The organism is Acidovorax sp. GW823-FHT01C06, from assembly GCF_058798375.1.
The window spans coordinates 1-19268 of record NZ_JBXAKN010000009.1; the positions used below are offsets into that span (position 1 = coordinate 1).

Consider the following 19268-nt stretch of genomic DNA (forward strand, 5'->3'; position numbering starts at 1 on the left):
CACTCCGCTCTCAGCCATCAGCCGCCCATGAGCCGCATTCCGGCCATGAACAACCTCCTGAGAATCAACAGCTAGGCACCGGAAGGAAACAGGAAAAGAAAAAAGCCCCGGCTGGCGGGGCTTTGTCGGGGGCGTGGACCGCGATGGCCGTCAGGCCTTCACGTCCAGCAGCGAGCCCATCATCTCATCCTGTGTCTTGAGGGTCTGCAGGTTGGCCTTGAACGCATAGGTGGCCGACATCTGCTCGACGGCCTCCTTCTCCAGCGCCACCCCTTGCGCCTCCTGCTCGCGCTGCACCGTGGCGCGCACCCCCGCGCTGTCGGCGGCCTCTTCCTGCGCCACCACCTCGCGGCGGTAGCCCGGGGTGTTCATGTTGGCCACGTTGTTGGCCGACGCGTCCAGCCGCAACTGGGCGGCCTGCAGGCCGGAGCTGCCGATCGAAGAAATGCTTGCCATCACGTACCCCGCGCACAGCGCCCAGTCAAGGAACGGGGATTGTCCGCCCGCGCCGCTGCGCAGGCAAGGAAGGCGCCATCAACCATGCGCCTGCAGCAGGCATTGCGCGAAGGCCTGGGCCGCGCGCGGGGGCTGCGGCGACTTGCGCAGCACGCTCACGAACTGGCAGCGGTAGTGGAACCGCCCGGGCAATACCGCCTGCATGAGCCCCTGGCGCTCGAAGCCCTCGGCATAGTGGTCCGGCAGGAAGCCCAGGTAGCGGCCCGAGAGGATGAGCGTGGCGATCGACTCCTGGTCGAAGCCCGTGGCCTTGCGCGGCAGGCGCGTGCTGTGGCTCAGCTCCATGTTGGGCGAGTGGTAGCCCAGCCCCGCGAACTGGTAGGCGCGCAGCGATTCCCAGGTCAGCGCGGCATGGTCGGTGCCGTGCAGGGGGTGGCGCGCGCCGCAGTACAGCAGCATGGTTTCGGCGAACAGGTCGGCATAGACCAGGCTTTGCGATGTGCGGTGCGCCGGGATGATGCCCACGTGGAAGCTGCCGTCGATCAGCCCGCGCTCGATGGCCGGGATCGAGGCCACGTGCATCTGCAGGCTCACTTCGGGCGCCTGGCTGGCGAACAGTGCGATCGCATCGCCAATGTGGGCGGCCGGGTTGCTGGCGGTCTTGTCGAACACCGCCACCTCCAGCCTGCCGCCCATGCGGCGGTGGATGTCATCGATGCTGCTGCGAAACGCGTCCACCGCGGACAGCAGCCGCAGGGTTTCGTCGTATACGCGCTGCCCCTCGGCCGTGAGCGCGAAACCGGCCCGCCCGCGCCGGCACAGGGTGAGGCCCAGGCGGGTCTCCAGGTCCTTCATGTGGCGGCTCACGGTGCTGGTGCCGATGTTCAGTTCCAGCTCGGCGGCCGACATGCCCCCGCACTCCGCCACGCTCTTGAACACCTGCAGCAGGCGCAGGTCCATGTCGCTGAGCTGCCCCAGCACGGCGCGGTGCCGGGCCGCGCTGGCGGGCGGGGCAGCGGCTGGGGTGGCGGTGGCGTGCGGGGTGGCAGGCATTACTTGCATGAACCGTCAAGTAAACATTGATATTGGACTATTTTAGAGATTAACCGCCAGCGCAACAATGCCACGCACCCGCCCTGCATGGACGGGCCTGCCCCTGCTTTTGCCGCCGTCTTGCACTGGAGAATCCCATGAGCTTCGTCAACATCGAAAAAACCGCCGCTGGCGCCGAAGGCCCCCGCATGGACGCCGAATGGCTGGAGGCGCACTGGATGCCCTTCACCGGCAACCGCAACTTCAAGGCCAAGCCGCGCATGATCGTGAGCGGCCAGGGCGCCTACTACACCGACGCCGAGGGCCGCAAGATCTTCGACGGCCTGTCGGGCCTGTGGTGCTCGGGCCTGGGCCATGGCCGCAAGGAAGTGGCCGAAGCCATCGGCAAGGCCGCCGCGACGCTGGACTACTCCCCGGCCTTCCAGTTCGGCCACCCGGCTTCCTTCGAGCTGGCCAACCGCCTCAAGGCGCTGACCCCCGCCGGGCTCGACTATGTGTTCTTCACCGGCTCGGGCTCCGAGTCGGCCGACACCTCGCTCAAGATGGCCCGCGCCTACTGGCGCGCCAAGGGGCAGGCCAGCAAGACGCGCCTGATCGGCCGCGAGAAGGGCTACCACGGCGTGAACTACGGCGGCATCTCCGTGGGCGGCATCGTGGGCAACCGCAAGACCTTCGGCCAGGGCATCGAGGCCGACCACATTCCCCACACCCAGCCACCGGCCGGCACCTTCCAGAAAGGCATGGCCGAGGACGGCGGCCGCGCGCTGGCCGACAAGCTGCTGGACGTGATCGCGCTGCACGATGCATCGAACATCGCCGCCGTGATCGTCGAGCCCTTCTCGGGCTCGGCCGGCGTGGTGATCCCGCCCAAGGGCTACCTGGAGCGCATCCGCGAGATCTGCACGCAGAACAACATCCTGCTGATCTTTGACGAGGTGATCACCGGCTTCGGCCGCTGCGGCGCCTGGACGGGGGCCGAGGCCTTCGGCGTGACGCCCGACATCCTGAACTTCGCCAAGCAGGTGACCAACGGCGCGCAGCCGCTGGGCGGCGTGATCGCCACCAAGGAGATCTACGACACCTTCATCAGCCAGGGCGGCCCCGAGTACATGCTGGAGTTCCCGCACGGCTATACCTACTCGGCCCACCCCGTGGCCTGCGCGGCGGGCAACGCGGTGCTGGACATCCTGCAAAAGGAAGACATGCCCGGCCGCGTCCAGGCGCTGGCACCGTATTTCGAGCAGGCCGTGCATGGCCTCAAGGGCACCAAGCACGTGGCGGACATCCGCAACTACGGCCTGGCCGCGGGCATCACCATCGCCGCGCTGCCGGGCGAGCCCGCCCGCCGGCCCTACGAGATCGCCATGAAGTGCTGGGACAAGGGCTTTTACGTGCGCTACGGCGGCGACACCATCCAGCTGGCCCCGCCCTTCATCAGCACCGAGGCTGAAATCGACCGCATGGTGAACGCCCTGGGCGACGCCCTGGCGGAAACCGCCTGACACGCGGCACGCCTTTTGCTCCCAAATTGATAGCTTCTAGCGCTTTTCACATGGGCGCTGGAAGCATTTTTTAATCATATCCAGACATGAACCACGACAAGAACGTCACCACCACCATCGGCCACCTGATCGACGGCCAGCCCGTTGCCGACACGGCGCGCACCCAGCCGGTGTTCGACCCCGCCACCGGCGAGTCCCACACGAGCGTGGCCCTGGCAAGCAAGGCCACGGTGGAACAGGCCATCGCCTCGGCCCAGGCCGCCTTCCCGGCCTGGCGCAACACCCCGCCGCTCAAGCGCGCGCGCGTGATGGGCAAGCTGAAAGTCCTGCTCGAGGACAACGCCGACAAGATCGCCGCCCTGATCACCGCCGAGCACGGCAAGGTGCTGGCCGATGCGCATGGCGAGCTGCAGCGCGGCATCGAGAACGTGGAGTTCGCCAGCTACGCGCCCGAGCTGCTCAAGGGCGAGCACAGCCGCAACGTGGGCCCGTCCATCGACTCCTGGAGCGAATTCCAGGCGCTGGGCGTGTGCGCCGGCATCACCCCGTTCAACTTCCCGGCCATGGTGCCGCTGTGGATGTGGCCCATGGCCGTGGCCTGCGGCAACACCTTCGTGCTCAAGCCGTCGGAGCGCGACCCGTCCTCGACGCTGTTCGTGGCCCAGCTCGCGCTCGAAGCCGGCCTGCCGCCCGGCGTGCTCAACGTGGTCAATGGCGACAAGGAAGCGGTGGACACGCTGCTGGCCGACCCGCGCGTGAAGGCCGTGAGCTTCGTGGGCTCCACGCCCATCGCCGAGTACATCTACGCCGAAGGCTGCAAGCACGGCAAGCGCGTGCAGGCCCTGGGCGGCGCCAAGAACCACGCGGTGCTGATGCCCGATGCCGACGTGGGCAACGCCGTGAGCGCGCTGATGGGCGCGGCCTATGGCTCCTGCGGCGAGCGCTGCATGGCCATCCCCCTGCTCGTCGCCGTGGGTGACGAGGTGGGAGACGCCGTGGTCGCCGGGCTGAAGGCCGAGATCGCCAGGATGAAGGTCGGCCCCGGCACGGACAACGGCAACGACATGGGCCCGCTGGTCACCCGGCAGCACTTCGAGAAAGTGAAGTCCTATGTGGACAGCGGCGTGGCCGAAGGCGCGACCCTGGTGGTGGATGGCCGGGGCGTGCAGGTGGCCGCAGGCCATGAGAACGGCTACTTCCTGGGCGCGTGCCTGTTCGACAACGTCCGGCCCGGCATGAAGATCTACCAGGAAGAGATTTTCGGCCCCGTGCTGGGCGTGGTGCGCGTGAAGACGCTGCAAGAGGCGATGAACCTGATCGACGCCCACGAATACGGCAACGGCACCTGCATCTTCACGCGCGACGGCGAAGCCGCGCGCTACTTCACCGACCACATCCAGGTCGGCATGGTGGGCGTGAACGTGCCCCTGCCCGTGCCCGTGGCCTACCACTCGTTCGGCGGCTGGAAGCGCAGCCTGTTCGGCGACCTGCACGCCTACGGGCCCGATGCCGTGCGCTTTTACACCAAGCGCAAGACCATCACGCAGCGCTGGCCCTCGGCCGGCGTGCGCGAAGGCGCGGTGTTCAGCTTCCCCAGCAGCCGCTGACCGAGCCCCCGCGCCCAGGCCAAGACGCCCCGCAGCCGCCCCGGCTGCGGGGCGTCTTGCCTTGTGGGGGATTGCAGCCGATGGGGTCATGGCTGATCCACCCATATAAGCAGATTCGCTTACTAGGGTTTTCACGACCACCGCCCTACAATCGCAGACCCTTACAAAGCTGACAGCCACTGCAGCGCCTCTGCAGCCCGGTTTTTGCACCCACCCCCTGAGTTGGAGACACTGAATGCCCGAGAACACCACGGCCCAGAACAACAACAACGATTCCGACAAGCGCGCCCAGCTGCGCCGTGCCGCTCTCGAGTACCACGAATTTCCCAAGCCCGGCAAGATCGCCATCGCCGCCACCAAGCAGATGGTGAACCAGCACGACCTGGCCCTGGCTTACTCACCCGGCGTGGCCGCGCCCTGCGAGGAGATCGTGAAGGACCCCGCCAACGCCTTCCGCTACACCGCGCGTGGCAACCTGGTGGCCGTCATCAGCAACGGCACCGCCGTGCTGGGCCTGGGCGACATCGGCGCGCTGGCCTCCAAGCCGGTGATGGAAGGCAAGGGCGTGCTGTTCAAGAAATTCGCCGGCGTGGACGTGTTCGACATCGAGATCGACGAGAAGGACCCGGCCAGGCTGGTGGAGGTGATCGCCGCGCTGGAGCCGACGTTCGGCGCGATCAACCTCGAAGACATCAAGGCACCCGACTGCTTCTACGTGGAGCGCGAACTGCGCAAGCGCATGAAGATCCCCGTCTTCCACGACGACCAGCACGGCACGGCCATCACCGTGGCGGCGGCCATCGTGAATGCGCTCAAGGTGGCGGGCAAGAAGATCGAGGACGTGAAACTGGTCACCAGCGGCGCGGGCGCGGCGGCGCTGGCCTGCCTGAACCTGCTGCTCAAGGTGGGCGTGCAGCGCAAGAACGTGTTCGTCACCGACCTGGCCGGCGTGGTCTATGAAGGCCGCGAAGAGCTGATGGACGACGACAAGCGCCAGTTCATGCAGAAGACCGAGGCCCGCAAGCTGGCAGAGGTGATGGTGGGCGCGGACGTGTTCCTGGGCCTGTCGGCGGGCAACGTGCTCAAGCCCGAGATGGTGGCCACGATGGCCGAGCGGCCGGTGATCTTCGCGCTGGCCAACCCCAATCCGGAGATCACGCCCGAGCTGGCGCACAGCGTGCGCGGCGACATCATCATGGCCACGGGGCGCTCGGACTACCCCAACCAGGTGAACAACGTCCTGTGCTTCCCCTACATCTTCCGGGGCGCGCTGGACTGCGGCGCGACCACCATCACCGATGAGATGGAGATCGCCGCCGTCCACGCCATCGCCGACCTGGCCCAGGCCGAGCAAAGCGAGGTGGTGGCCGCGGCCTACGTGGGCGAGAAGCTGACGTTCGGCCCCGAATACCTGATCCCCAAGCCGTTCGACCCGCGCCTGATGATGAAGATCGCGCCGGCCGTGGCCCAGGCCGCCGCGGACAGCGGCGTGGCGCAGCGCCCCATCGCCGACATGGACGCCTACCGCGACCGGCTGCAGACCTTCGTCTACGCCTCGGGCACGACGATGAAGCCCATCTTCGACGCCGCGCGCACCGCGGCCCGCAAGCGCGTGGCCTACGCCGAGGGCGAAGAGGAACGCGTGCTGCGCGCCGCGCAGATCGTGGTGGACGAGAAGGTGGCCCGCCCCACGCTGATCGGCCGCCCGGCCATCATCGCCCAGCGCATCGAGAAATTCGGCCTGCGCCTGAAGGAAGGCGTGGACTACGACGTGGTCAACACCGATTTCGACCACCGCTACCGCGACTTCTGGCAGACCTACCACCGCATGACCGAGCGCAAGGGCATCACCCAGCAGGTCGCCAAGATCGAGATGCGCCGGCGCCTCACGCTCATCGGCTGCATGATGCTGCACAAGGGCGAGGTGGACGGCCTGATCTGCGGCACCTGGGGCACCACGGCCAACCACCTGCTCTACATCGACCAGGTGATCGGCAAGCACGCGGGCGGCGCCGACAGCACGGCGCAGGACGTGCCCGTGTATGCCTGCATGAACGGCCTCATGCTGCCAGGGCGCCAGGTCTTCCTGGTGGACACGCACGTCAACTACGACCCCACGCCCCAGGAGCTGGCCGAAATCACCGCGCTGGCCGCGGAGGAAATGATGCGCTTTGGCATCAAGCCCAAGGCCGCGCTCCTGTCGCACTCCAATTTCGGCACCAGCAACCACCCCAGCGCCGTGAAGATGCGCCAGACGCTGGAACTGCTGCGCCAGCAGGCGCCCTGGCTGGAAGTGGACGGCGAGATGCACGGCGACGTGGCCTTGGACGGCAAGGCCCGTGCGGCCCTCATGCCCAGCAGCGAACTGACGGGCGACGCCAACCTGCTGGTGTTCCCCAACATCGACGCGGCCAACATCGCCTACAACCTGCTCAAGACCGCCGCGGGCGGCGGCATCGCGATCGGCCCGGTGCTGCTGGGAGCGGCCAAACCGGTCCACATCCTGACGCCCAGCGCCACCGTGCGCCGCATCGTGAACATGACAGCCCTGACCGTGGCGGATGCCAACGTGTCGAGATAAGCCCAAAATAGATAGCAAGCACTAACTTAAAAAGCTGCTTGCCCCCTTCAGCGTCTGCCCAATCTTTGTGCAGACGCTTGCTTTTTGGGGGCCGTTGAGCGACACTAGCGGCTCGAAATTTCGGGTTAACCCGTAGTTTCTGAAAGGTTCGTTGATGCTGAAGGCTGTAGCCACCCGGGCGCGCAAAGCAGGGTTTTTGTGTGTTTTGGGTGTTGCGTTCGTGTTGTCCCCGGTGGCGGGGCATGCCCGGAAATCCCCGTCCACCGACGGTTCCCTCACCCCCATCGCACTGGCCGAGTTGCCGCCCCAAGGGCGTGCGACGTATGCGCTGATCCGTGAGGGGGGCCCCTTTCCGTATGACAAGGACGGATCGGTTTTTGGTAATCGCGAGCGGCTGTTGCCCGCCCACAAGCGGGGCTATTACCGTGAGTACACCGTCAGAACGCCAGGATCGCGCGACCGGGGAGCCCGGCGCATCGTGTGCGGCGGCAAGCCCCGGGTTCCGGACGCCTGCTACTACACCGGCGACCACTACGCCAGTTTTCGCGAGATCGTCGAATGACCCCCGATGCGGTGCACGCAGACCAGAAGAACCCTGGCAGCGCACACCGCGCCACCTTGAATCCCCCACGCGCAGGCCGCATTCCGCAGCCTTGCGAGAAGCCAGAAGTTTGTGGACTTTATAAAGAAAGAGTAGCGGAGATGCAGACGCCACTTCGTAAAGACCTGGAAACGCCACTGCGTGGCGTGCGCACCAACATCGTGCAGTCCATTCGCGCCTTCCGCGTGCAGGACCTGCAGGATGCCGCCACCTCCATGGGTCACCATTTCTTGTACGCCAACCTGGCCCACGCGCAGTCCAAGCAGGATGTGCTGGACCTGATTGCCGGGCAATTCACCTTCCCGTCGCACTTCGGCAAGAATTTTGATGCGCTGTACGACTGCATGACGGATCCCTTGCACAAATCGGGCCCGCAGCCTGGTTTCATCGTGGTGCTGGAGCAGATCCCCGCCACCGGCAAGTTCGACAAGGAAGCGCGTGAACAGCTGCTCGATATCTTCCGCGACGCCGCCGACTATTGGGGCGACCGAAAAATCCCCTTCCGCTGTTTCTATTCTTTTCTGTAGCCCGTTCTGCATCCACCAGCCAAGCAGAACGGGCGAACGAGGCTACCGGCACCCAGGGTGTCGAGGGCATTGAGATCGCCGCGGAGCCCGCCGAGAAAATGCCGACCGACAAGCTCGTCGACGTGTCCCCGATGGCGCTGCGCATGAGCAGCCCTTTCAACGCCGGCTACTGGCTTTCGGCTGCCTGAGTCTGGCGGCTCATCCCCCTGAGCGGCTGCGCGCCGCTTCCCCCTTCTCCCGGCGTCGCCGGAAAGGGGGGATGCCCTCACTGCGGGGCGCCCCTTGCCTGGCATCCTCCGCTCGGGCCGTGCCAGTGGCTGTCATCTTAGTCAAATCAGACTCTAGCGCTTATCCATCAAGCGCGAGCAGCTATTGATTCAAGAGCACTGCTGTGCCAAGGCCACAAACTCGCTCACCGGAACCTCCTCGGCGCGGCGCTGGGTGTCGAAGGTGCCGGCGAACTGGCGCGCTTCGAGCCAGCGGCCCAGCGTGTGGCGCAGCAGCTTGCGGCGCTGGCTGAAGGCGACCTGCACCAGCTCTTCCAGAAGGGGCACCGACAAGGGCGCGGGCTCTGCGTGCGGCACCATGCGCACCACGGCGCTGTCCACGCGCGGGGGCGGGTCGAAGCTCTCCGGGGGAACGAACAGCACGTTTTCCATCGCGTAGCGCCATTGCAGCATCACCGACAGGCGCCCGTAGTCGCTGGTGGCAGGCTGGGCCACCATGCGGTCGATCACTTCCTTTTGCAGCATGAAGTGCTGGTCTTCGATGACCTGCACATGGTCCAGCAGATGGAACAGGATGGGCGTGGAGATGTTGTAGGGCAGGTTGCCCACCACGCGCAGCCGCAGGCCAGGCTGCGCGGCCTTCTCGCGCATCGCTTGCGCCAGCGCGGTGAAGTCCACCTTGAGCACGTCGGACTCGATCACCTCCAGCTGGCCATGCAGCCGCAGGCGCAAGGCCAGGTCGCGGTCCAGCTCGATGACCGTGAGGCGCCCCAGGCGCTCCACCAGGGGCTGCGTGAGCGCCGCAAGGCCCGGTCCGATCTCGACCATGGGCTGGCCCGGCTGGGGCGCAATGGCCTGCACGATGTCTTCGATGATGCCCTTGTCGGACAGGAAATGCTGCCCGAAGCGCTTGCGGGGGATGTGCTTCATGCCATTGGCCCGCTGGTGCTGTCGATATGCCGGGAGACGGCATGCGAGCTGTGCAAGGGCGGCCAAGCCGCGCAGGCGGCGCTTCGCCGGGGGGCGCTGGCGGGGGTCCCTCCCTTCCCGCATCGCGCAGCGATACGGAAGAAGGAGGAGGAAGGTGCGCAGCGCCTCGGGGGAACGTACTCCATCTTCATTGCGGCGGGTCGCGGTATTCCACATACGCGCGCCCGCGCAGTTCCTGCGCCCAGGTGGCGTAGGCCTCGTCCAGCTTCTTCTCGCGCACCGTATCGCGCGCCATGTCGCGCTGCTCGCGCTGCGTGAGCTTGGCCTCGCGGCGCTCGAGCAGCTGGATCAGGTGCACACCGAAGCGCGACACCAGCGGCTCGCTGACATCGCCGGGCTTGAGGCTGTTCAAGGCCTGCTCGAATTCGGGCACGTAGCGGCCCGGGTTGGCCCAGCCCAGGTCGCCGCCCTCCTTGGAGCTGCCGTCCTGGGAATGCTCGCGCGCCAGCGCCGCGAAGTCGGCCTGGCCCGCCAGCACGCGGCGCCGGTAGTCCGCCAGGCGCGCCGCCGCGGCGGACTCCGTCAGCTGCGGCCCGGTGCGCAGCAGGATGTGGCGGGCATGGTTCTGCACCACCGTGGTGGGCACGCCCGCCGTGACGCGCTCCACCACCTTGAGCACGTGAAAGCCCGCAGGCGACCGCACGGGCCCGACGATGCTGCCCACCGGCAGGCCCAGCGTGGAGTTCACGAACAGTTCGGGATACCGGTCCGCCGGGCGCAGGCCCAGCAGGCCTGCGGCGCGCTGCCCTTCGGGCGCGTCGGAGAACTCGCGCGCGACGGCCGCGAAGTCCTCACCCGCGCGCACCTTGTCGGCCGCGCGCTGGGCGCGTGCCTGGCGCTCGGCCACCTGCACGGGGCTGGCATTCTCGGGGACGAGGACGAGCACGTGCCCCAGGTTGATCTCCATCGAGGCCACATCGGCGCCCCGTTGCTGCTCGCGCAGGTACTGGTCGATGTCCAGGTCGGACACCTTCACGCGCGCCTCCACTTCACGTTCGCGCAGGCGCTGCTGCAGCAGCTGGTTGCGCAGCTCTTCACGGAAGCGCTCCTTGCCCATGCCGTCCCGCGCGAGGCGGCGGTAGAGGTCGTCCACCGTCATGTTGTTCTGCCGGGCCACGCCCTGCTCGGCCTGCGACACGGCGAAGTCATCCACCTTGACGCCGGACTCCTTCGCCTGCTGCAGCTGCACGCGCTCCAGGATGATCCGTTCGAGCACTTCACGGGCGAGCAGGTCGCGCGGCGGCATGGCGCCCCCCTGCTGCGCCAGCTGTGCCTCGGCGCGCGCGAGCCGCGAGCGCACCTCGTTGTTGGTCACGGGTTCGGAATTGACCACGGCCACGATGAAATCCGCCTGACGGGGCCCCGAATTGCCGCCGCTGCCCGCAGCCGTCTCCGCGGGCAGCGTGATCGAAGGTGCGGCCGCCGGGCGCGCCGTCAGCCCCTTGCCTGCAGGCGCGCCGGAAGGGCGCAGGCCCTGGGCCAGGGTGCCCTGGGACATCAGGGAAGCCAAGGTGGCAATGGCCAGTGCGATGACACGGTGATTCATGGCGTTAAGCGTTAGTCATAGTTGCTGAAACGGCTGGGCGTTGTCACCTGCTCGCGCAGGTTCTGGTAGCGCGGCACATTTTGCTTGAAGGTATCCAGGGGGCTGGAGCCCAGGCTCAGGCGGGAGAAGCCCACGAATTCGATCTGGAACAGCAGGCGGGTGTTGGACGTGGTGACACTGCTTTGCAGGCGCTCGAGGACCACGCGGCCGATCCAGCAGCAGCTGTCGTACTCAAGGCCCACCACGGTGTCCACGAGTTTGCGATCCTGCAGGCTGTAGTTCAGGCGCCCGACGCTGTACCAGCGCCCGCCGCCCTGGCCACGGCCGGCGGCGCCAGATGGCTTGTTGTTGTGGGTCTCGCTGCTGCCCCACAGCGCGTCCAGCGGCCATTGCCAGCCAATGTCGATCTGCTCGCTGGTGCCGCGCTGCAGGCGGTAGGCGGCGCTCACGGTGCGGTAGTTGCCCGGGCTGTAGCGCGCACCGATGGTCGAGCGGATGGAACGGCCGGTCTTGGGGTTGTACTGCACGGTGGAGTCAAAGCCCCACTGCGGCGTCCAGGTGATGCCCGCGCCCAGCAGCAGGTCCGACAGGCGCTCGCTCACGGGCGCGCCGCCCGGCAGCGTCACCTGCTGGTCGGAGAAACGAACGCGTTGCGCAACGCCGAAGCGCGCGGCCTCGGCGCCCGTGTTCGGGTCCAGCAGCCGCGTGGTGACGCCCAGGGTGAGCAGGTTGTTGTCGGCCAGCCGGTCGTTGCCCCCGAAGGCGTTCTCGGTGTAGATGGTGGCGAAATTGAAGTCGTTGGCCGCCGTGTCGTACACGGGCAGGCGGCTCTGGTCACGGTACGGCGTGTACGTGTAGAAAGCACGCGGCTCCAGCGTCTGCAGGAAGGCGCGGCCGAAGTATGCGGCGTCGCGCTCGAAGACCAGGCCGCTGTCCAGGCTGAAGGTGGGCAGCGCGCGGCTGGCCGAACGCTCGCCATTGGACAGCGGGGTATCGAACTGGTATTGCGTGGCGTGCAGCTGCAGGCGCGGCGTGACGAAGCCCCCGGGCGACAGGAACGGCCGGCTGATCTGCGCCATCGCATAGCTGCGGTGGGCATTGGGCTGGCCCGTCAGCTCGCGGGCCGCCTGGAAGCGCGTGGTGTCCAGCTCCACGCTGGCATCCACCCCGCCACCGAGCTGCGAGGGGGCATAGCGCCATTGCAGCTGGGGCATGCGGTCGTAAGGCGGCACGATGGGAGAAGTCACGTCCTGCAGCGTCTGCCACTTGAGGGTGCGCACGCTCGCGGACATGTCATTGCGCGCCCAGGACAGCGTGGCATCGCCGGGCAGCAGGCGCTGGCGCAGAAGCTCGGAGGCGCGGCCGAAGTCGCGCCAGTAGTTGTCATCGCTGACGCGATTGAGGTTGAGGTTGAGCCCCACCCCGCCGATGCCGGTGTTGAAAGCACCCTGGTGCTGTCCCGAAAAGCTCCACCGCATGCGGTCGCGCAGGCGGTCGGTGGGCATGACGTCGGCGCTGACCTGGCCGGAATAGCTCGGCTCCAGGTAGCGGAACTCGCCCCCCAGGTTGGCGCCGCGCTTGGTCATGAGGGCGGCGCGCAGCGTGGCATCGCGGTTGGGCGCGATGTTCCAGTAGTACGGCTGCATGTAGGCCACCCCGTCGCGGCTGTCCAGGCCGATGGTCGGGGGCAGCAGGCCGGACTTGCGCTTGTCCGACAGCGGGAAGGTGATGTACGGAATCGGCAGCAGCGACACGCCCTTGAACTCCAGCACCGCGTCTTCCGCCGTACCCACCTCTTCCTCGTTGTCGATGCGGATGGTGGCGGCGCGCAGCACCCAGTCGGGCCGCCAGCTTTCTTCATTGCCGCGCTCGCACGTGGTGTACGTGGCGTTGTGCACCACGGCCCGGTCGCGGTCGATGAAATCCACGCGCGTGGCATCGCCGTGCGCCTGGGTGGCCAGAAACTTGTACCGCGCGTCGCTGAAGAAGCCCTCGAACGCATCCACCCGCAGCTCCAGCGCCGTGCCTTCGTACACATTGCCCGCGCGGTTGATGCGCACCTGCCCGCTGGCCTTGGCCAGGTCTTCGGGCACGTTGTAGTCCAGGCGGTCGGCGCGGATCACGGTGTCGCCCCGGCGCAATTCGGCATTGCCTTCGATGACGGCGTTCAGGTCGGTCTGGCCGCTGATGTGGTCACCCTTCACGAACACCGGCAGCTGGGGGCGCACGGCGTCCGGAATCTTTTCCTGCAGCAACGGCGAGGTGCGCAGCGCGGGCGGTGCATCCCAGGCGCTGGGCGGGGGGGCCTCCGCCGCCTGCGCCAGCGCGGAGAGCGGCAGCCCGCACCAGGCCAGCGCCACGCCATAGGCCAGGGCCCGGGGCACGGGCGCGCGCAGCCGCACGGCCTTCGCCGTGGCGGGCCGGGTCCGGGGGGAAGGGGTCTGCACGGTAGGGGGCTTGCGGCGTGGCACGTGGGGCGATGGGCAGGGGCGGATGAAAGAAGGACCCGCTCACCACGGAGGCGGGGAGCGGGTTTGTAAAATCGGATTATCCATGAGCCACCCATCCTCCCCTTCTCCCGCCTGCCCGCCCCCGGGCATGGCCGTGGCAACCCCCGCAACTTGTACCGTGGCCTGGCCCGACGCGGCCCGCCAGACAGCCTTCGAAGCCTGGCTCGCCCCCCTGGTGGGCCCGCACCAGCTGCTGCCCGCCACGCTGCGCCCGGCGTCGGCCGATGCGAGCTTCCGCCGCTACCTGCGCATCGACAGCGCCACGGGCAGCAGCCGCATCGTGATGGATGCCCCGCCCCACCAGGAGAACTGCCGCCCCTTCGTGCAGGTGCAGGGCCTGATGGCGTCCGCGGGCCTGAACGTGCCGCAGATCCTGGCCTGGGACGAGCCCGGCGGATTCATGCTGCTGTCCGACCTGGGGCACCGGACGGTGATCGAGCTGCTGGACCCCGGGCAGCCCCAGGCCGCCTACGCCTGGTACCAGCAGGCCACCGATGTGCTGCTGGACTGGCAGAAGGCCTCCCAGCCCGGCGTGCTGCCAGCCTACGACGAGGCGCTGCTGCGCCGCGAGCTGGCGCTGTACCCCGACTGGTACCTGGGCCGACATCGCGGCGTCACGCTGGACGACCAGCAGCAGGCCACCCTGGGCAGCGCCTTCGATGCCATCGTGGCGCACAACCTCGCCGCGCCCCAGGTCTACGTGCACCGCGACTTCATGACGCGCAACCTGATGGCCCCCGTCGAAGAAGGCGCGCCCCTGGGCGTGCTGGACTTCCAGGACGCCGTCTACGGTCCCATCACCTATGACATCGCCAGCCTGCTGCGCGACGCGTTCATCAGCTGGGAAGAGGAGTTTGTCATCGACATTACCGTGCGTTACTGGGAAAAGGCGCGCAAGGCCGGGCTGCTGGGCGCCCGCAGCGCCAGCGGCTGGGGCGATGACTTCGGCGAGTTCTACCGCGCGGTGGAATGGATGGGCCTGCAGCGCCACCTCAAGGTCGCGGGCATCTTCGCGCGCCTGACCCTGCGCGACGGCAAGCCCAGGTACCTGGCCGACGCGCCGCGCTTCATGGCCTACATCCGCGCCACGGCCAACCGCTACCGCCAGCTGGGGCCCCTGCTCAAGATGCTCGACCAGATCGAGGGCACCGAGCCGGTCACGGGATTTGCCTACGGCCGGATGTAGGGGCGCCACCGGGCGCATGCCAGGAAAAATCGAGTCCAATCAGGCTGTAGCGCTTGTCCTTCAAGCGCAAACAGCTATAAATTAGGTAGCAAATGCCCCGTTTCCACTGCCCGGCCCTTCTGTCCACCGGCGCCGAGCTGGACCTGCCCCCGGGCGCCGCGCGCCATGTGCAGGTGCTGCGCCTGCAGCCGGGCGATGCCATCACGCTGTTCCACGGCGGCCAGGACGGGGGCGACCCGGGCGGCGAGTTCGACGCCACCGTGCTGCGCATGGGCCGCAGCGACGTGCGCGTGCTGGTGGGCGCGCACCATGCCACCGAACGCGAAGCCGCGCGCACGGTGCACCTGCTGGCGGGCATCACCGCCAACGAGCGCATGGACTGGCTCGTCGAGAAAGCCACCGAACTGGGCGTGGCCAGCATCACGCCCCTGGTGGCCGAGCGCAGCGTGCTCAAGCTCAAGGGCGAGCGGGCCGAGAAAAAAATCGCCCACTGGCAGGCCGTGGCCGTGGCCGCCTGCGAGCAGTGCGGCCGCAACCGCGTGCCCGTGGTGCACGGCGCCGTGGACCTGGCCAGCTGGGTGCGTGCGCGGCAGGCGGGTGGCGCCGGGGCCGAAGCGGCGGCGCAGCGCCTGCTGCTGTCGCTGCGCGCGGGCACCGCGCCACTGCATGCGGCGGCGGCCCCCGCCGGGCCCGTGGTGTTTCTTTCCGGCCCGGAAGGCGGCCTCTCCGGCGCCGAGGAAGATCTGGCGCTGCTCCACGGCTTCGCCCCGGTCACGCTGGGGCCGCGCGTGCTGCGCGCCGAGACGGCGCCGCTCGCGGCCCTGGCGGCGCTCACGCTTCTCGCGGGCCCGTGAGGGGTTCACCCAGGCTGTACGCAGGGCGGCCCCCGCCCTAGAATGAACCGCAGAGCACCGGCAGCCGCCCGCCCGCGCGCCGCTGGCCCCGCGTTCCGCGCGATCCCACCACACTGGCAGGAGTTTCCATCTTGCGCACATCTTCCCGCCGGCGCCGCCTCAGGGATGTGGTTCTGTCGACCGATCCCCGGCGGCGCACGCTGGTGAGCATGGCGCTGCTCGCGCTGGCGCTCATGTCCAGCAGCGCGGGCGTGATGCTGCTGGTGTCGATGGCGAGCAGCGCGGTGAACGCCGCCGCCGTGCAGTGGTGGGCCGCCATTTCGGTGGGCGGGCTCGTGGTGATGACGGCGTTCATCCGCTCGGGCGAGACCGCCCGGCTCAACGACCCCTCGCTCACCGTGCCCCAGATGGTCTGGACCATCACCAGCGGCGCCGTGGCCTACGTGCTGGCAGGCGATGCGCGCGGCGTGGTGCCCAGCGTGCTGGCCATGATCCTGTTCTTCGGCACCTTCGGGCTGACCGTGGCCGAGGTCATCGGCATCGGCGTATATGCGCTGCTGGCCTTTGCCTGCGCCGTGGCCGCCACCACCCGTTTCAGCGCCAGCCCATTCGGCTACCTGGACACCGCCTATGCGCTCATGGTGCTCATCGTGCTGGGCGGCAGCATCGCGCTGAACCTGCGCATCCAGCGCATCCGCGCGCGGCTGCGCGAGCAGCGCGAGGCCTTGGCCCACGCCCTCGCCGTCAACCGCGAGCTGGCCACGCGCGACGAGCTCACGGGCCTGCCCAACCGCCGCGCGATGCTCGACCTGATGGACCTGGAGCATCGGCGCAGCCTGCGCAGCGGCCGCCCCATGCTGCTGGCGGAACTTGACATCGATCACTTCAAGCGTGTCAACGACAGCCACGGCCATGCCACCGGCGACCGCGCGCTGCAGGCCTTTGCCGGCGTGGTGCGCGCGAGCGTGCGCGACACCGACGTGCTGGCCCGCTGGGGCGGCGAAGAGTTCGTGCTGATGCTGTCGGACACCCATCTGGACGATGCGCGCGACCTGCTCGAGCGCGTGCGCCTGGCCGTGGCCGCGATGGAGATCCCGCACTCCACCGGCGTGCTGCGCCTGTCCGTGTCGGCCGGCCTGGCGCTGCACCTGCCGGGCGACACGGTGGAGCTCACGCTGGAGCGCGCGGACCAGGCGCTCTACACCGCCAAGTCGCTGGGCCGCAACCGCGTCGTGGTGGCGCCGTCCGGCCCACGGGGCGCGGTCTCGCTCGGCGCCCGGGCTTGACATGGGGCGGCATGCCGCGCGTGCCCACGACCGCGACCTGCGCCGCGAAGGACGCGGGCAAAGCCGCCCCCCTGCGGGCGCTTTCAGGCCCGCAGGCGGGGCGGGGCGCGCATCTGCTCCGGCGTGGTGAAGTAGGCGGTCGACGCGCCCAGCTGGCCGCGCACCTGGGCCAGCTCGTGGCGCGCCACGCTGCGCAGGTGCACCTCGTCGGGCCCGTCCATCAGGCGCAGCGCGCGGCCCCAGGTCCAGAACGCTGCCAGCGGCGTGTCGGGCGACAGGCCCATGGCGCCAAAGATCTGCATGGCGCGGTCCACCACGCGCTGCTGCAGGCGCGCGGCCACCACCTTGATGGCCGCGACCTGGGCACGCACCTGGCGGACATCGGCGGCATCGCCCTGGTCCAGCAACCAGGCCGCATGCAGCACCAGCAGCCGCGCCTGGTCGATCTCGATGCGCGACTCGGCAATCCACTCCTGCACGTTGGCCTGCTCGGCCAGCGCCTTGCCGAAGGCCGTGCGTTCGAGCGCGCGCTCGGTGGCCAGGCGCAGCGCCAGCTCGCACTGCCCGATGGTGCGCATGCAATGGTGCACACGCCCCGGCCCCAGGCGCGCCTGTGCCATCGCAAACCCCGCCCCCCAGTCGCCCAGGAGGTGGTCGGCCGGCACCCGGACATCCTGCAGCAGGACCTCGCAATGCCCCTCGGGGGCGTGGTGGTGCAGCACGCTGATGTTGCGCACCACCCTCAGGCCCGGCGTGGCGGCGGGCACCAGCACCATGCTGTGGCGCGCGTGGCTCGGGGCCTCGCCGCCGCCACCGTCTGCGCCGGCATTGCGGCACAGCACGATGAACAGCCGGCACTGAGGATGCGCCGCCCCCGTGATGAACCACTTGCGGCCGCTGAGCACCAGCACATCCCCTTCGCGCCGCACCGTGGTCTGCAGGTTGGTGGGGTCGGACGAGGCCACATCCGGCTCGCTCATGGCGAAGGCCGAGCGCATCTGGCCACGCAGCAGCGGCTGCAGCCAGCATGCACGCTGCGCGGGCGTGGCAAAGCGGTGCAGCAGCTCGATGTTGCCGGTGTCCGGCGCCTGGCAGTTGAACACCTCGGCGGCCCAGGGCAGGCGGCCCATCGCCTCGGCCAGCGGCGCGTAGTCGAGGTTGGACAGGCGGGTGCCGGGCTCGTCGGGCCCCAGCGTGGGCAGGAACAGGTTCCACAACCCCTCCTCGCGGGCCAGGGCCTTGAGGTCTTCCACGAAGGGCGGCGGGTAGTCGCCCGCCAGCGCGGCCGCATGCCAGGCGGCGTTGTAGGGCAGCAGATAGCGGTCCATGAACGCCACGAGGCGGTCATTCAGTTCACGGGCCAGGGGCGAAGGTGCGAAGTCCATGCGGCCATTGTGAAAACCGCACGGGCACGCGTCACAACGCAGGCGACACCGGGCTTGACACAGGTCACGCACACCGCGGCCCCGGCCCGCTGCCTGCTCTTGAATGCTCCTCATTTCATAGCTGACAGCGCTTGCCAATCCGGCGATAGCGGACATTTTTTCCATGGGTCGCGCGGCAGGCCGGTACCATCGCACGATGAGCACGCACTACGAAACCCTGCACCCCGCCGACGTCTACCGCGAGGCATTCGCGGTGGAGCCTCCGCCGGCACCCGGCGAGCGCCACCTGTGGCCGCGCAAGCCGGGCGGCTTCATCGTGCATGCAGCCGCCGCGGCGGCCATGGCCACCCCGCCGGGCGAACAGGCCCCAGCACCGGCTGTGGACGACAAGGCAGCCGCCGCCCGCGTGCTGGTGCCCGCGCAGTGGGGGCTGGTGCCGCACTGGGTCAAGTCGGCGTCCGACGCGAAGCTGCGCGCCCCCAAGCTGGTCAACGCCAAGTCCGACCTGGCCTCCACCGGCACGGCATTCCGCGATGCCTGGCTGAACGGCCAGCGCTGCATCGTGCCGATGATGGCGTTCTATGAAGACGACTTTCGCTCCGGCAAGGCCGTGCCCACGCGCATCTCCCGCGTGGACGGCAAGCCCATGGGCGTGGCGGGGCTGTGGGCCCGCTGGCAGGGAGCCGATGGCGAGGTGATCGTGAGCTACTGCCTGCTCACCGTGAACGCCAACAACCACGCGCTGCTGCACCGCTACCAGCAACCGGGCAGCGAAAAGAGCATGCCCGCCATCCTGAACGAAGGCGCCTACGACGCCTGGCTCACGGCCCGCCCCGACAAGGCCAAGGAATTCATGCGCCAGTACGCGGCCACCGCGCTCACGGCCAACCCGGTGGAGAAGAAAGCCGACAAGGTGCCCAGGGGCTGGCTGGACTGAGCGCCCGCACCACAGGCTCC

The 19268-nt window shown here is 68.5% G+C and carries 15 protein-coding genes; 9 read left to right on the forward strand and 6 right to left on the reverse strand.

Translation table 11 applies throughout. From position 1 onward, the window contains the following. Positions 1–150 precede the first annotated feature (150 nt). The gene (locus AC1RCS_RS17775; protein ID WP_218297062.1) at positions 151–456 is read right to left on the reverse strand and encodes a flagellar basal body protein; all 306 of its coding nucleotides are present in this window, start codon (positions 454–456) and stop codon (positions 151–153) included. Between the two features lie 78 nt (positions 457–534). Continuing rightward, positions 535–1437: a LysR family transcriptional regulator gene (locus AC1RCS_RS17780; protein WP_218297210.1), complete on the reverse strand. Its 903-nt coding sequence runs from the start codon at positions 1435–1437 to the stop codon at positions 535–537. 209 nt (positions 1438–1646) lie between these two features. Here AC1RCS_RS17780 and aptA point away from each other — a divergent pair, with 209 nt between their 5' ends. The 5 genes from aptA (at position 1647) to AC1RCS_RS17805 (ending at position 8327) form a co-directional block, all read left to right on the forward strand. Further along, entirely contained in the window at positions 1647–3011 is a 1365-nt protein-coding gene (aptA, locus tag AC1RCS_RS17785; protein ID WP_218297061.1) for an omega-aminotransferase AptA, read from the forward strand. Between the two features lie 86 nt (positions 3012–3097). Then, positions 3098–4618: a CoA-acylating methylmalonate-semialdehyde dehydrogenase gene (locus AC1RCS_RS17790; RefSeq protein WP_218297060.1), complete on the forward strand. Its 1521-nt coding sequence runs from the start codon at positions 3098–3100 to the stop codon at positions 4616–4618. A 235-nt stretch (positions 4619–4853) separates the two neighbouring features. Next, entirely contained in the window at positions 4854–7199 is a 2346-nt protein-coding gene (locus AC1RCS_RS17795) for an NADP-dependent malic enzyme (RefSeq protein ID WP_218297059.1), read from the forward strand. 154 nt (positions 7200–7353) lie between these two features. Next, positions 7354–7761 carry a guanyl-specific ribonuclease gene (locus AC1RCS_RS17800; protein WP_218297058.1) on the forward strand — a complete coding sequence of 136 codons (408 nt, stop codon included), beginning with the start codon at positions 7354–7356 and terminating at the stop codon, positions 7759–7761. 140 nt (positions 7762–7901) lie between these two features. Next, positions 7902–8327 (forward strand): barstar family protein, encoded by a 426-nt coding sequence (locus AC1RCS_RS17805; protein ID WP_010464776.1) that lies wholly within the window; start codon positions 7902–7904, stop codon positions 8325–8327. 377 nt (positions 8328–8704) lie between these two features. On the opposite strand, the gene rsmA is transcribed toward AC1RCS_RS17805, so the two are convergent. From rsmA to AC1RCS_RS17820, 3 genes are all read right to left on the reverse strand, one after another. Continuing rightward, the gene (gene rsmA / locus AC1RCS_RS17810) at positions 8705–9484 is read right to left on the reverse strand and encodes a 16S rRNA (adenine(1518)-N(6)/adenine(1519)-N(6))-dimethyltransferase RsmA (protein WP_218297057.1); all 780 of its coding nucleotides are present in this window, start codon (positions 9482–9484) and stop codon (positions 8705–8707) included. Positions 9485–9671: 187 nt separating this feature from the next. Further along, positions 9672–11090, reverse strand: a complete 1419-nt coding sequence (locus AC1RCS_RS17815) for a peptidylprolyl isomerase (protein ID WP_492246423.1) — start codon at positions 11088–11090, stop codon at positions 9672–9674. Positions 11091–11101: 11 nt separating this feature from the next. Next, the gene (locus AC1RCS_RS17820) at positions 11102–13537 is read right to left on the reverse strand and encodes an LPS-assembly protein LptD (protein WP_492246424.1); all 2436 of its coding nucleotides are present in this window, start codon (positions 13535–13537) and stop codon (positions 11102–11104) included. 106 nt (positions 13538–13643) lie between these two features. On the opposite strand from AC1RCS_RS17820, the gene AC1RCS_RS17825 reads away from it, so the two are divergent. From AC1RCS_RS17825 to AC1RCS_RS17835, 3 genes are all read left to right on the forward strand, one after another. After that, positions 13644–14786, forward strand: coding sequence for an aminoglycoside phosphotransferase family protein (locus AC1RCS_RS17825; RefSeq protein WP_370627750.1), 1143 nt, complete (start codon positions 13644–13646; stop codon positions 14784–14786). 92 nt (positions 14787–14878) lie between these two features. After that, positions 14879–15640 (forward strand): 16S rRNA (uracil(1498)-N(3))-methyltransferase, encoded by a 762-nt coding sequence (locus AC1RCS_RS17830; RefSeq protein WP_492246425.1) that lies wholly within the window; start codon positions 14879–14881, stop codon positions 15638–15640. A 131-nt stretch (positions 15641–15771) separates the two neighbouring features. Continuing rightward, positions 15772–16926: a diguanylate cyclase gene (locus AC1RCS_RS17835; protein WP_255590965.1), complete on the forward strand. Its 1155-nt coding sequence runs from the start codon at positions 15772–15774 to the stop codon at positions 16924–16926. 83 nt (positions 16927–17009) lie between these two features. Here AC1RCS_RS17835 and AC1RCS_RS17840 read toward each other — a convergent pair whose 3' ends face one another. Then, entirely contained in the window at positions 17010–18311 is a 1302-nt protein-coding gene (locus tag AC1RCS_RS17840) for an acyl-CoA dehydrogenase family protein (protein ID WP_492246426.1), read from the reverse strand. Positions 18312–18507: 196 nt separating this feature from the next. Here AC1RCS_RS17840 and AC1RCS_RS17845 point away from each other — a divergent pair, with 196 nt between their 5' ends. Further along, positions 18508–19248: an SOS response-associated peptidase gene (locus tag AC1RCS_RS17845; protein WP_492246427.1), complete on the forward strand. Its 741-nt coding sequence runs from the start codon at positions 18508–18510 to the stop codon at positions 19246–19248. The last annotated feature ends 20 nt before the right edge of the window (positions 19249–19268 follow it).

What these genes read in the sequence shown, in the direction of transcription:
- AC1RCS_RS17775 (WP_218297062.1), bottom strand. Translation starts at nt 456, where the DNA reads ATGGCAAGCATTTCTTCGATCGGCAGCTCCGGCCTGCAGGCCGCCCAG.
- aptA (WP_218297061.1), top strand. Translation starts at nt 1,647, where the DNA reads ATGAGCTTCGTCAACATCGAAAAAACCGCCGCTGGCGCCGAAGGCCCC.
- AC1RCS_RS17790 (WP_218297060.1), top strand. Translation starts at nt 3,098, where the DNA reads ATGAACCACGACAAGAACGTCACCACCACCATCGGCCACCTGATCGAC.
- AC1RCS_RS17795 (WP_218297059.1), top strand. Translation starts at nt 4,854, where the DNA reads ATGCCCGAGAACACCACGGCCCAGAACAACAACAACGATTCCGACAAG.
- AC1RCS_RS17800 (WP_218297058.1), top strand. Translation starts at nt 7,354, where the DNA reads ATGCTGAAGGCTGTAGCCACCCGGGCGCGCAAAGCAGGGTTTTTGTGT.
- AC1RCS_RS17805 (WP_010464776.1), top strand. Translation starts at nt 7,902, where the DNA reads ATGCAGACGCCACTTCGTAAAGACCTGGAAACGCCACTGCGTGGCGTG.
- rsmA (WP_218297057.1), bottom strand. Translation starts at nt 9,484, where the DNA reads ATGAAGCACATCCCCCGCAAGCGCTTCGGGCAGCATTTCCTGTCCGAC.
- AC1RCS_RS17815 (WP_492246423.1), bottom strand. Translation starts at nt 11,090, where the DNA reads ATGAATCACCGTGTCATCGCACTGGCCATTGCCACCTTGGCTTCCCTG.
- AC1RCS_RS17825 (WP_370627750.1), top strand. Translation starts at nt 13,644, where the DNA reads ATGAGCCACCCATCCTCCCCTTCTCCCGCCTGCCCGCCCCCGGGCATG.
- AC1RCS_RS17830 (WP_492246425.1), top strand. Translation starts at nt 14,879, where the DNA reads ATGCCCCGTTTCCACTGCCCGGCCCTTCTGTCCACCGGCGCCGAGCTG.
- AC1RCS_RS17840 (WP_492246426.1), bottom strand. Translation starts at nt 18,311, where the DNA reads ATGGACTTCGCACCTTCGCCCCTGGCCCGTGAACTGAATGACCGCCTC.
- AC1RCS_RS17845 (WP_492246427.1), top strand. Translation starts at nt 18,508, where the DNA reads ATGAGCACGCACTACGAAACCCTGCACCCCGCCGACGTCTACCGCGAG.